The following is a 12,288-nucleotide window of genomic DNA, read 5'->3' on the forward strand; positions in this document are numbered from 1 at the left end:
GGCTACCCCTCGCTTTCTAGACGATCATTGAGGGCACGAGCGACCACGGGCGGCACGAGTTTCGTCAAATCACCACCGAAGCGGGCCACTTCCCTTAATAGACTGGAAGAAACGAATTGATACTGGGGGTCCGCCATCAAGCAAACCGTATCAATATTGGCGTCCAAGGCGCGATTCATCCCCGCAATGCCCTGTTCGTACTCGAAGTCAACACTATTGCGCAGTCCCCGTACCAACACCGTCGCGTGAATCGCTTGCATAAAAGCAACGGTCAGACCACTTTCAATCTGGACGCTCACATTAGGCAGTGTCGCCACGCTAGCTTCAATAAAGGCCACACGTTCTGCCGGTGAAAAGACCCCTTGCTTAGACGTATTCTGACCGACCGCGATGACCAATTGGTCAAACATGCGGCTCGCTCGCGCAATTAGATCCAAATGTCCGTTGGTTAACGGGTCAAAGCTTCCTGGAAACACTGCAATTGTCATGCCATTTCACTTCCTAATGCATAAATAGTTAATTCGGTAATACCATAGTCCCGCCGTTCAACAAATGAAAAACCGGGAACGTCATCGGGCAATTGGGCCTTCTGATCCGTTTCGCAAACGATTCGGGCGTCCGCAGCTAAGAGATTCAGCTCACGTAGCTTAGTCATCTGATCAACGATTTTCTGCTGGGCATAGGGTGGATCAAAGAAAACCAGGTTGAACTGATCACCCCGCTGTGCCAATTCGTCTAGTGCTCGATTGGCGTCCCGCTTTAAAATATCAAAGCGTTCCGGTGCCTTCGTCACGGCCACGTTATCCTTGATCGTTTGAATTGCGGCGTACTGCCGATCAATCAAAACGGCTTGATCGATTCCCCGTGAGACGGCTTCGATGCTAAGGCCACCGGAACCCGCAAACAAGTCCAGACTCCGCCCACCATCAAAGTACGGCCCAATAATATTAAAAAGTGCTTCCTTGACTTTATCCGTCGTTGGCCGCGTTGCCATTCCGGGAACCGCCTTTAACCGTCGGCCACCAAAATCTCCCGCTACAATTCTCATTCGTCATCATCCTCTGCTGCCGTTGTCGGGGCGAATTCTTCGGCAACCCCGTTGAACGTTTCACTAATTTCTGGGCGTTTTGACGCCACCACGCGTTTCACAAATCGTAAGTGATTCAATTGTTCAGTTAGGTCTGCAACGGCGTCACTGTTGACATACAAGACCACATAACGCATCTTCTTTGAGACATACATCACTGTGCCGTAGCGTTTCAGTTGCCGTGTCTGTTTCAAGCTATAGGTATACACGATCAAACTCTGCCGTGGTTGAATTTCAAATGCCATTTGCTGACCTCCTCAATAAATTCTGTTGACTCGCCTAATGTGTCGCCCGATAATGTTTCTGCCGGGCACTGATATTTAGGATGACGCCCATCACCAGCGCAAGCGTCCAGGTACTGGACCCCCCGTAACTGATAAAGGGAAAGGTTACCCCAGTAATTGGCAGCATGCCCAAGACCCCACCCAAGTTAAACAGGGTCTGGACCGTCAAGTAAGTCGCAGCCCCGTAACAAATCAAGGACTGATAGGCTGATCCACTGCGGATACCAATCAGGACCGTCCGCACGATGATCAAAAAGAGTAGTGTGATCACACCTAATGCCGTGATCAGTCCCAACTCCTCGGCGAGAATCGCCATGATAAAGTCCGTGTTGGGCTCTGGCAGGTAACCTGTCTTTTGAATACTGTTTCCCCAACCAACCCCAAAGATACCGCCATTGCTCAGCGCATAGTAGGAGTTGACCAGCTGTTGACCGACCGTCTGTGAGTGTTTGAATGGATTGATGAACGCCACGATTCGTTGTAGCTGATAGACGTTCTTGGCAAACCCCATCTCAGACACCTTAACCACCAAGGGAAAAATCACCGCGACAACCAGCAAGAACGCACCGCCAAAGAAGGCAACCGCCCGATGCCAATTAAAACCACTCGCCAAAAGCATCACAAAAATAATTGCCCCATTGATTGTGGCCCCACCTAAGTCGGGTTGCAGAAAGATCAGCCCAACGATTCCGGCACAGATAGCAACCGGCCGGAGCATCGTTGCCCACCAGCCATCTTCCATGAGCTCGTCTTGTCGCTGGTCGATGGCATTGGCCAGCCAAACAATCAGGTAAAATTTAACAAACTCGGCGGGTTGAATCCCAATCGGACCTAAGCGGAACCAACCAGCGGCCCCGTTAATGGTCTGTCCCCGTACTAACAGGAGCAATAATGCTGCCAGGGCCAAATACCCGGCGTACCTTAAGATTGTTTTGTCTCGTAACTTACTCAAGTTCATTTTGAACATGAAGGTCACAATGACCATTCCTAGTAGCACATAAATGGCCTGCTTGACCAAGTAGCTACCAGGACTGCCCCCATTTTGACTCCCAATATCGGCACTAGCCGAGTACACCATGACAATTCCAAAGAGGCTGAGTACCAAGTACGGTACCAATAGCCAGTAATCTAAATATTTTAACTTTTGCATACGTTTCAGTCGCCCCAAGCCTACCGCGTTAACGGCGATAATCGAATGATTTCATTATATCATAGCTCCCTAGCTATTTTACGACAAAAAAACCGGCAGGACACGTGGTTAACCCACTTACCCTGCCGGTAAAGATTCATTTAAAATTTAGGATTACTTCCGAGCAGCGGTCTTCCGCTTCTTGGCAGCCTTTTCCCGTTCGCTCGTGTTCAAGATTTGCTTCCGCAGACGAACATGGTCTGGGGTGATTTCACAGTATTCATCTTCGTTGATGAATTCAAGTGATTCTTCCAGAGACATCTTCAATGGTGTCTTAACCTTAGCAATATCTTCAGAACCAGCGGCACGGACGTTGGTTTGGTTACGGCCACGCGTGATGTTGACAGAAATGTCGTTGTCACGGCTGTTTTGGCCAATAATCATCCCTTCGTAAACTTCAGTCCCGGCGTCAGTAAACACGATCCCACGGTCTTGAACGGCCATGATAGCGTAAGTGGTTACCTTACCAGAGTTGATAGAAACCAGAGTCCCGTTGTGACGACCTGGGTTCCAGTTCTTGATAACTGGCATGTACTTGGAGAACGTATGGTTCATGATCCCGTACCCACGAGTTAATGACAAGAATTCAGTTGAGTAACCAATCAACCCACGAGATGGGGCCAAGAAAGTCAGACGAGTTTGACCGTTACCAACGGCCTCCATGTTCTTCATTTCACCCTTCCGTTGAGAAAGCGTGTCAATGATTGAACCGGTGTATTCGTCAGGCGTATCGATTTGAACAGATTCGAATGGTTCGCAACGAACGTTATCGATCGTTCTGTAGATAACTTCTGGACGGGAAGCTTGTAATTCAAAGCCTTCACGACGCATCGTTTCGATCAAGATGGACAAGTGAAGTTCACCACGACCAGAAACGATCCAGGCACCAGGGTTGTCAGTGTCGTCAACCCGTAAAGAAACATCGGTATGAAGTTCACGCTTCAACCGTTCTTCGATTTGACGAGACGTTACAAACTTACCTTCACGACCAGCAAATGGTGAGTCGTTGGTCCGGAAAGTCATTTGCAGCGTAGGTTCGTCGATCCGCAGAACTGGTAGTGGTTCCAACGTGTCAGGAGCAACAACAGTTTCCCCAACGTTGATTTCTTCCATCCCAGAAACAGCGATCAAGTCCCCAGCCTTGGCTTCCTTGATTTCCAAACGCTTCAAACCGAAGAAACCAAATAACTTGGTAACCCGGAAGTTTTGCTTGGAACCGTCAAGCTTCATAACAGTAACGCTGTCGCCGACTTTGATCTTACCCCGGAAAATCCGGCCGATCCCAATCCGACCAACGAAATCGTTGTAGTCCAGCATGGCAACTTGGAATTGTAAAGGTTCGTCAGTGTTGTCAATTGGTGCTGGAATGTGCTTAACGATGGTGTCAAAGATCGGCTTCATCGTGTGGTCCTGCGTGTCGAGTTCTGGCTCGTAGCTAGAAGTCCCGTTCATAGCAGAAGCGTAAACCACTGGGAAGTCCAATTGGTCTTCGTCAGCACCTAATTCGATGAAGAGGTCCAAGACTTCGTCAACAACCTCGCTAGGGCGTGCGCCTTCACGGTCAACCTTGTTGATCACAACGATTGGCGTTAAGTGTTGGTCTAAGGCTTTCTTCAAAACGAAACGGGTCTGAGGCATCGTACCTTCGTAGGCATCGACAACTAATAAAACGCCGTCAACCATGCGCATGATCCGTTCAACTTCACCACCGAAGTCGGCGTGTCCTGGGGTATCCAAGATGTTAATTTGCTTGTCACCGTACCGCACAGCGGTGTTCTTGGACAAGATTGTGATGCCCCGTTCCTTTTCGATAGCGTTTGTATCCATGGCACGGTCCTCGATTGACGCGTGCTCATCCAACGTATCGGATTGTTTTAACATTTCGTTAACTAGGGTCGTCTTCCCGTGGTCAACGTGGGCAATGATGGCAATGTTGCGGATATCATCTCTGATTTTCAAGTGTATTTCTTCCTTTCGTGCTTGGTGAAATTAGATGGATCACGGCATGCTTACCTCAGTAAGTACGCTTATTGTAGCTTTTCTAGCTGGTAAAGTCCATCCGTACCAGCCAGCCGCATAAAAAAACTGTGACAGGTGTCACAGTGAGACGTCATCTTCTTCAATTTGGAGAATATCACGTTGCGCTTTTTCCGTCGCTACTAGTACAAGGTTAGATGATAGCATATTCAGCGGCTGGCCGTCAATAGTTGAGACCCGAACACCCAAGGTATTCAGCAAAACTTGTCCGGCGGCAAAGTCCCACGGCTTGAGATGAGAAATGTAACCGAGGGTCTTGCCCCGCATCACATTGATCATTTCAATCCCGGCACTGCCGTAGATTCTCATCCCCGCACTGGCATGGACAATGGCCTGCATGTGGGCCACGTCATGAATGACTAACGGCCCGCTAGCACCAATCAGGCCGTCGCGTAAAGCTAAGTTAGTCGGCGCCTTAATCGGGTCTTGATTGGCCCAAACGCCACCCAATTGCGGGCCGCCATGATACAAGACATCATTCATCACATCGTAGATATAGCCTAACTGACCAACGCCATCCTGGTAAATACCGATCATAATCGCGAAATTATCTTGTTGTTTAACAAAATTCATGGTTCCATCAATCGGGTCCACGATCCAAACGCGACCTTTAATATCTGTCAACTGATCCCCGAAACCTTCTTCACCCAACACCTTAGCGTCGGGGTCGATTCGGCGAATACCCGTAATCAAAAACTGCTCATTGCCCTTATCGACATTGGTGACTAGATCTTTACGTCCCGTTTTTTCATCGACGGTCAAGGGATCCTGCATTTTTTCTAGGACTCGCTGCCGGGCTTCCTTCAACAGTGCCGTAACGTCTTGATTCAACTGTTGCCAATCCAAACTCATGACCTTGTCGTCCCTTTCATCTTGACCTGACCGTCTTGTTGGCGTGCCTGCTTCATGGTGCGATAAATGCTATAGCCCGAAGCCTCTTCAAACTCCTGGTCAATGTTCTTTTCTTCAAATTTTTGTGGCACAATCGTCTGAAATTCCCGATAGGCTGCAATCAGCTCTACCGCTTGGACGCCCTGTGACCGTTCATAGGCCGCCTCTACCAGCTGATAAAACGTCGTGACCGTCACAATTTCTGAGGTTGTCCAATCCGCACGCAATGGGTACGCATAGTCTTCTTCTGCCATCACTATTTTCCCTCCGTCTGTTGATTTTCAATCGTTTGAATCGTCGTTCGCAATTCCGCCGTTTGCGCCGCATAATCCTGTTGCTCATCTTCCGACAGGGCCAATGGCATAAGGTCCTTGACCCCCGTCTTCGCCACCAGCACCGGTGCAGCCGCCGCAAAGCCAAGCGCCTCGGGATAAACGTGCGTTACCGCCGCAATTACCGGTTGATTATCCACGGCCGCTTGGAGTAAATGAATCAACGCCAAGAAACGGAGCGTCACTTGTTGTTCCCCTGCCTCACGCGCTAACCAAGTCCCCATCTTAGACAGGTCATCCGCACCAAATTTAGCATCGGCATTGGCCAAATACATCAAGAGTGGTGTTGGGCCAATATACGTCCGACTCCAGGCCACGATTGGCGCACTCGCCGTCCCCACAACGGTTGCTTGGACCGTTGAATGACCAACGTGCAGGCGTTCCGCTAACCGCGCCGTGATCAAGCGCGCCAACGGATACGTGCCCAGTCCCCAGATCTGTTGGCGGGGAAAACCAGAAAATTTCCACGCAAAATACGTCAAGATCTCATCTTGACGACCACAGAAAATCAATTGGCCCCCAAAACCGTTCTCGACGATTCTATTCATCAGGAGTCGGAGTTCCGCCACACGTTCATTAGCTGGCGTCTCAGCCGAATCACGGTCCAAGACGACCAGCCAAGTTGCTTGACCATAGTCCGCCGTTGTCCCTACCCGAATCGTTAACCGAGGGCACACCGCACTTGCCACCACTAACGGTTGGTAACGAGGCGTATCATCAGTCGTATTCGGCATGATAACGCAATCAAGCGGTAGATCCGCTACCAATAGTTGTTGCAGTAGTTGATTTGCCTGATCAAAGTTTCCCTGAATCAGTAACGTTGGCATCATGATGACCTCCTCTTTCAAGCCAAAGCCTGTTTTTTCCACACCAATTTACCAGCGGCCACCCCCAATGAGGGTCCCTCAGCCACTGACAATTGTACTGAAATACCGCGTCATATCCACGTGCGTCGCGCTCTTCAATCCCACGCGAATACCGTCATAGCTCCATTATAAGTGAACGGTTGGGGATAGCAAGCCGTAACCGTTATCTTTAAGGTTCTGTTCGGTCCTAGTTCTGCGATATGGTGCTTCAATTCGCCTTACTGGCCGTCAATTATGGGCTCAGACACGGCTACATCGGGTCAGTCCACATCTAACTGCCTCCAGCCTACATTGTCTTTTTGTGAATAAACATAAAAATTACTTGAAGTGCTTAATCTGTCTACTGGAAAGTCAGCCAGCGTCCCATCCTCATCCTTGTCGCACCAAAGAGCCCTAAATTCGAAATAGCCAGCTCATACCATTTTCGTCGCCCAAACTAAAAGGACCCCCGCAAGCGGAGATCCTTTTTTAAATTCAGTAGTCGCTTTAGAGATGCGTTGGGAAGCCCATCGCAATGTCTGCAGCTTCTTGAATTGGTTCGTTTAACGTTGGGTGTGGGTGAATCGTCAAGGCAACGTCTTCAACGTTCAAGCCGTCGTTAACGATGATTGAGAGTTCACCAGCCATGGTGCTGGCTTCAGGGCCAACCGCTTCGGCACCAACGATGTTCTTGTTGTCGTCATCCGTGTAGATGAACCGAACAAACCCATCAGCGGCATCCAATGAAACGGCCCGTGCATTCCCAGCAAATGGGAACTTCGCAGTCTTGACCTTGATACCCTTGTCCTTGGCAGCAGCTTCACTGTAACCAACCGTTGCAATTTCAGGATCGGAGAAGCAAACCGCTGGAACACTTAACCAGTCGTTAGCCGTCTTCTTACCAGCAATGGCACCAGCTGCAGTCTTAGCTTCGGCAAAGGCCTTGTGAGCCAATGCAGCACCAGGAACAGCGTCACCAACTGCCCAGATGTGTTCTGAAGCAGTCCGGCCTTGGTTATCAACTTCGATTTGACCATGGTCGTTCAACTTAACCTTGGTGTATTCCAAGCCTAAGTCATCGGTGTTTGGCCGACGACCAACGGTGACCATGCAGTAGTCAGCCTTAATCGTAGTTTCCTTACCGTCAACGGCATAAGTGACACTAACACTCTTGTCGTCTTGGGTAGAACCCTTAGCCATCGCGTTGGTAATCACATCAACGCCCTTCTTCTTCAACTTCTTCAAGACAACGGAAACCATGTCCTTTTCGAAGTTAGGCAGAATTGACTTCGTTCCTTCAATGATCGTTACGTGAGCGCCTAAGCTAGCGTAAGCACCAGCTAATTCGGTCCCAACATAACCCCCACCAATAACAACGAATTCTTTAGGAATTTCAGGTAAGCTCAAACCACCAGTAGAATCGATGACCCGGCCTTCAAACTTAAAGCCAGGGATTTCGATTGGGTGCGACCCGGATGCAATAATAATATTATTGAATTCGAAGGTCTGACCGGTATCGGTGGACATGAATTGCTTTTCGCCCGTAGGCATGACCCGTAATTGGGTGTCACTTAAGAAGACAGCTTCCCCGTTAACAACGTCAACGTGGTGCTTCTTCATCAGCATCTTAACGCCACTGGTCATCCGATCAACAACCTTAGTCTGCTTCCAGTCTTGCGTCTTCTTAAAGTCAATAACGGCTGATTCCGTAGAAATTCCGTAAGTCGAACCGTCTTTGGCTTGTTCCAACCGGTGACCCGCTTGAATTAAGGCCTTAGAAGGAACACAGCCAACGTTTAAGCAGACACCACCAAGCGTATCGGATTTTTCGACTAAAGTGACCTTTTGGCCTAATTCAGAAGCCCGAATTGCGGCAACGTAGCCGCCGGGTCCGGCACCGATGATGACGGTGTCCTTTTTTTCAACATCTGCCATATTTTTCCTACCCTTCCATTAACAGTAATTCTGGATCGTGAAGCAATGCCTTGAACTTGTTCAAAACATTCTGAGCTAAGGCACCATCGATCAAACGGTGGTCGTAACTCAAGGAAAGTTTCAGCATCCGGCCAACAACAATGTCACCATCATCGTTCACGTAAGGTGCCTTTTCAATCCGGCCAACACCTAAGATAGCAACTTCAGGTTGGTTGATAACTGGGGTAAACCAGCCACCACCAATCGAGCCGACGTTACTGATAGTGATTGAACCACCAGCCATGGAAGCAGGACTCAACTTCTTGTCGTATGCAGCTTGGGTGTTTTCACTAATTTCCTTAGCGATTTCAAACATACCCTTGGAATCGGCAGCCTTGATGTTTGGTACGTAAAGACCATCATCAGTGTTGGTAGCGATACCAATGTTGTAGTAGTGCTTGTAGACAATTTCCTGAGTCGTGTCATCGATAGATGCGTTCAATTCAGGGAATTCCTTCATAACAGCAACCAAAGCCTTAACCATGTATGGCAAGAAGGTCAAATGGATGCCCTTGTCAGCAGCGGCTTGCTTGTACTTCTTCCGGTTAGCCATCAAAGCAGAAACTTCAACTTCATCGAATGAGGTAACATGTGGCGCAATGTCTTTGGAAGTCCGCATGCTCTTGGCAATGATCTTCCGCATAGCTGACATTGGTTCACGAGTTTCCAGATCTGGTTGGTCAGACTTCCAAGGCTTGACAGCTTGGCCAGCAACGGCTTTGCCTTCAGGAGCGGCAGCAGCTGGAGCAGCGGCTGCGGCAGGTGCGGCGGCACCGTTAAAGTTATCGATGTCAGCCTTCAAGATTTGACCGTGGTTCCCGGTTGGGGCAACCAAAGTAATGTCAACGCCCTTGTCCCGTGCGTATTGACGAACGGAAGGCATTGCCAAAACTAACTTATTCGGGTCAGAAGCAGCTGGAACACCAGTAGGTGCAGCGGCTGGAGCTGGCGCGGCAGCAGGTGCTGGGGCAGCAGCTGGTTCTGGAGCAGCTTCTTCAGCTGGAGTAGTAGCAGCGGCTTCATCCCCACCCTTGCCTAAGTCAGGTGGCGTATCTGAACCGTCATCAATCACAATCAGTGGGTCGCCAATTTCAACGGTGTCCCCTTCTTGTGCAACAATTTGTGAAATAGTACCATTAACTGGTGATGGTAATTCTGAAACAGACTTATCGTTTTGGATTTCGACTAACGTGTCGTCTTCCTTAACAGTGTCTCCTTCTTTAACAAGCCATGAAGAAATTTCACCTTCGGCCATTCCTTCACCAAGCTCAGGGAGTTTGAACGTATAAGCCATGGGAAAACTTCCTTTCTTTCATCTAATGCAGGATGTCTCCCACATCGTTTTTTATCGTTTAATTTAGATTTAAATTAGTAGTTAACGATTTCGCGTACCTTGGCTTCGATGTCATCGGCATTTGGAATCCAATCATTTTCAGCTTGGGCAAATGGGTAAACGCTATCTGGCGCAGCTACCCGGCCGATTGGGGCGTCCAAGGACATGATCTTTTCTTCAGCAATGTCAGAAGCCACAACGGCACCGACACCAGCCATCCGCTGTGCTTCTTGAACGATAACAACCTTGTGGGTCTTATCAACAGAAGCAAAGACAGTGTCCGTGTCAATTGGTGACAAGGAACGCAGGTCAATGACTTCAGCAGAGATGTTATCTTTTGCCAAAGCATCAGCAGCAGCTAAGGATTCGTTAACTTCAGCACTGTAAGCAACGATTGTGACATCAGTACCTTCACGAACAACCTTGGCAGTGTCTAACGGAACCGTGTACTTTTCATCTGGAACTTCATCCTTCATTGAACGGTAAAGTTTCAAGTTTTCCATGAACAGAACTGGATCGTCGCTTTCAACAGCGGAGATCACTAAGCCCTTAGCATCGTATGGGTTAGCAGGTGTTACGACCCGCAGACCTGGGGTGCTAACGAAGTAGTTTTCCAAGTTGTCGGCATGCATTTCAGCGGTATGAGTCCCACCACCAAATGGTGTCCGAACAGTAACAGGGAAGTTCTTTTGGCCACCGAAACGGTAGTGATCACGAGCCAATTGCCCAACAATCCCATCCATTGCTTCGAACGTAAAGCCCATGAATTGAATTTCAGGAATTGGACGCCAACCAGTTAAGGACAAACCAATAGCTAATCCAAGAATCCCAGATTCAGCTAATGGCGTATCGAAAACCCGGTCTTCACCGTACTTGTCTTGTAAATCAACAGTTGTCCGGAACACACCACCGTTTTTACCAACGTCTTCACCGAAGATCAACGTCTTAGGATCGTCTTTCAAAACTTGATCCAGACCAGAAGTGATCGCTTTGATATACGTCATTTTAGCCATGATTACTTCGACTCCTTTGCTTCGAATTCTGCAATTTGCTTCTTAACAGCTGGAGTAGGCACATTGTAAGTCCACTTCAAGAAGTCAGAAACCTTTTGTGCAGGTGCTGCTTCAGCTTCCTTCATTGCTTCCTTAAATTCGTCTTTGTATTCGTCGACTAACTTGTCTTCTTGATCTTGTGACCAAACACCCTTGTCAGTTAAGACCTTCCGCATACGAATTAATGGATCAGCATCGAACCAAGGCTTAGTTTCTTCATCGGTCCGGTAACGAGAAGGATCATCACCAGCAGAGGAGTGAGCGCCATAACGGTAAGTCAATGTTTCAATGACGACTGGACCATTTCCGGCTGCGGCATATTCACGAGCTGCTTCAGAAACTTCGTGAACGGCCACGATGTCCATCCCATCAACTTGGACGGAAGGAACACCCATGGCAACGGCCTTTTGTGCCAACGTTTCAGCTGCGGTTTGCTTGTAACGTGGTACGGAAATTGCCCAACCATTGTTTTGAACGAAGAAGACAGCTGGTGCTTGGAATGCACTGGCAAAGTTAACCCCTTCGTACCAGTCACCCTGTGATGTCCCACCATCACCGGTGTATACAAAGGCAACGCGGTCTTCATCGCCGTTCTTCTTAATCCCTAAAGCAACACCGGCGGTTTCAACGTATTGCGCGCCAATGATGATTTGTGGGAATAACATGTTTGGATTTTCATGTTGATTGCCTTCAACATGACCTTTGGACCATAAGAAACCTTTTGCAACGGTAGTCCCGTGTTGAATCATTTGTGGCAAATCACGGTAAGCTGGTAATAAGAAGTCTTGTTGCTTAAATGCAGTAACACTTCCCATTTCACTAGCTTCCTCACCGGCAGTTGGAGCATAGAAACCGAGGCGACCCTGACGGGAGAAGTTCATTGTTTGTTCGTGTAACGTACGCTCCCAAACCATTTTCTTCATGAAGTCAACAAGTTGGTCATCTGAATATTTTGCCAACGTGTCTGGATCAACGACCTTGCCTTCACGATCGATGACTTGAACCGGGTGCTTATATGGGTCAGCCATCGTAGCTTTGATCTTGGCAAAGTCTACAATCTGTTTGCTTCCATTAGCCATAAGTAACACTTTCCTTTCACTTGATATGAAATTGTTAACTAGAGTGAGTTAACGTTGCGTTTCCTGACTACGTTTATAAAGTACCATTTTTTCAGAAGCCATGCAAGCCCTTTCATACGGACAGATAAAGGGATTAGGCTAAATCCCTACGGCGCGTTGTGATTTTTTAGTTTCCACTTTTTTTG

Annotated in this window: 12 protein-coding genes; all 12 read right to left on the reverse strand. The window is 48.5% G+C overall.

All coding sequences use genetic code 11. From position 1 onward, the window contains the following. Positions 1-2: 2 nt before the first annotated feature. The 12 genes from coaD to pdhA all read right to left on the reverse strand — a co-directional run bounded on the left by coaD (position 3) and on the right by pdhA (position 12,103). Positions 3-488, reverse strand: a complete 486-nt coding sequence (gene coaD, locus JUF10_RS09075; RefSeq protein ID WP_203641864.1) for a pantetheine-phosphate adenylyltransferase — start codon at positions 486-488, stop codon at positions 3-5. Further along, complete coding sequence (gene rsmD, locus JUF10_RS09080) at positions 485-1,048, reverse strand: 16S rRNA (guanine(966)-N(2))-methyltransferase RsmD (protein WP_203641865.1); 564 nt, start codon at positions 1,046-1,048, stop codon at positions 485-487. The genes coaD and rsmD overlap by 4 nt, the downstream gene beginning before the upstream one ends. Continuing rightward, on the reverse strand, positions 1,045-1,332 hold the full coding sequence (locus JUF10_RS09085) for a YlbG family protein (protein WP_203641866.1): 288 nt from the start codon (positions 1,330-1,332) through the stop codon (positions 1,045-1,047). Before JUF10_RS09085 ends, rsmD begins: the two co-directional genes overlap by 4 nt. A 34-nt stretch (positions 1,333-1,366) precedes the next feature. Then, complete coding sequence (locus tag JUF10_RS09090; RefSeq protein ID WP_203641867.1) at positions 1,367-2,521, reverse strand: FtsW/RodA/SpoVE family cell cycle protein; 1,155 nt, start codon at positions 2,519-2,521, stop codon at positions 1,367-1,369. 153 nt (positions 2,522-2,674) lie between these two features. Beyond that, entirely contained in the window at positions 2,675-4,519 is a 1,845-nt protein-coding gene (gene typA, locus JUF10_RS09095) for a translational GTPase TypA (protein WP_203641868.1), read from the reverse strand. A gap of 138 nt (positions 4,520-4,657) precedes the next feature. Then, the gene (locus JUF10_RS09100; protein WP_203641869.1) at positions 4,658-5,449 is read right to left on the reverse strand and encodes an inositol monophosphatase family protein; all 792 of its coding nucleotides are present in this window, start codon (positions 5,447-5,449) and stop codon (positions 4,658-4,660) included. Then, positions 5,446-5,742, reverse strand: coding sequence for a UPF0223 family protein (locus JUF10_RS09105; protein ID WP_203641870.1), 297 nt, complete (start codon positions 5,740-5,742; stop codon positions 5,446-5,448). Before JUF10_RS09105 ends, JUF10_RS09100 begins: the two co-directional genes overlap by 4 nt. 2 nt (positions 5,743-5,744) lie before the next feature. Continuing rightward, entirely contained in the window at positions 5,745-6,650 is a 906-nt protein-coding gene (locus JUF10_RS09110; protein ID WP_203641871.1) for a Rossmann-fold NAD(P)-binding domain-containing protein, read from the reverse strand. A gap of 522 nt (positions 6,651-7,172) precedes the next feature. After that, a complete protein-coding gene (lpdA, locus tag JUF10_RS09115; RefSeq protein WP_203641872.1) occupies positions 7,173-8,600 on the reverse strand; it encodes a dihydrolipoyl dehydrogenase in 1,428 nt (475 codons plus the stop codon). Between the two features lie 7 nt (positions 8,601-8,607). Continuing rightward, positions 8,608-9,933, reverse strand: coding sequence for a 2-oxo acid dehydrogenase subunit E2 (locus JUF10_RS09120; protein ID WP_203641873.1), 1,326 nt, complete (start codon positions 9,931-9,933; stop codon positions 8,608-8,610). Positions 9,934-10,007: 74 nt separating this feature from the next. Continuing rightward, entirely contained in the window at positions 10,008-10,985 is a 978-nt protein-coding gene (locus JUF10_RS09125) for an alpha-ketoacid dehydrogenase subunit beta (protein WP_143463726.1), read from the reverse strand. A 2-nt stretch (positions 10,986-10,987) separates the two neighbouring features. Continuing rightward, entirely contained in the window at positions 10,988-12,103 is a 1,116-nt protein-coding gene (gene pdhA / locus JUF10_RS09130) for a pyruvate dehydrogenase (acetyl-transferring) E1 component subunit alpha (RefSeq protein ID WP_203641874.1), read from the reverse strand. Positions 12,104-12,288: the final 185 nt, after the last annotated feature.

Source organism: Levilactobacillus andaensis (assembly GCF_016861695.1).
GTDB classification, from domain to species: Bacteria; Bacillota; Bacilli; order Lactobacillales; family Lactobacillaceae; genus Levilactobacillus; species Levilactobacillus andaensis.

Bases quoted from the DNA above. Each gene is read 5' to 3' on its own strand.
- JUF10_RS09105 (WP_203641870.1), bottom strand. From the start codon at position 5,742: ATGGCAGAAGAAGACTATGCGTACCCATTGCGTGCGGATTGGACAACC.
- lpdA (WP_203641872.1), bottom strand. From the start codon at position 8,600: ATGGCAGATGTTGAAAAAAAGGACACCGTCATCATCGGTGCCGGACCC.
- JUF10_RS09125 (WP_143463726.1), bottom strand. From the start codon at position 10,985: ATGGCTAAAATGACGTATATCAAAGCGATCACTTCTGGTCTGGATCAA.
- JUF10_RS09090 (WP_203641867.1), bottom strand. From the start codon at position 2,521: ATGCAAAAGTTAAAATATTTAGATTACTGGCTATTGGTACCGTACTTG.
- JUF10_RS09085 (WP_203641866.1), bottom strand. From the start codon at position 1,332: ATGGCATTTGAAATTCAACCACGGCAGAGTTTGATCGTGTATACCTAT.
- coaD (WP_203641864.1), bottom strand. From the start codon at position 488: ATGACAATTGCAGTGTTTCCAGGAAGCTTTGACCCGTTAACCAACGGA.
- JUF10_RS09120 (WP_203641873.1), bottom strand. From the start codon at position 9,933: ATGGCTTATACGTTCAAACTCCCTGAGCTTGGTGAAGGAATGGCCGAA.
- pdhA (WP_203641874.1), bottom strand. From the start codon at position 12,103: ATGGCTAATGGAAGCAAACAGATTGTAGACTTTGCCAAGATCAAAGCT.
- JUF10_RS09100 (WP_203641869.1), bottom strand. From the start codon at position 5,449: ATGAGTTTGGATTGGCAACAGTTGAATCAAGACGTTACGGCACTGTTG.
- rsmD (WP_203641865.1), bottom strand. From the start codon at position 1,048: ATGAGAATTGTAGCGGGAGATTTTGGTGGCCGACGGTTAAAGGCGGTT.
- JUF10_RS09110 (WP_203641871.1), bottom strand. From the start codon at position 6,650: ATGATGCCAACGTTACTGATTCAGGGAAACTTTGATCAGGCAAATCAA.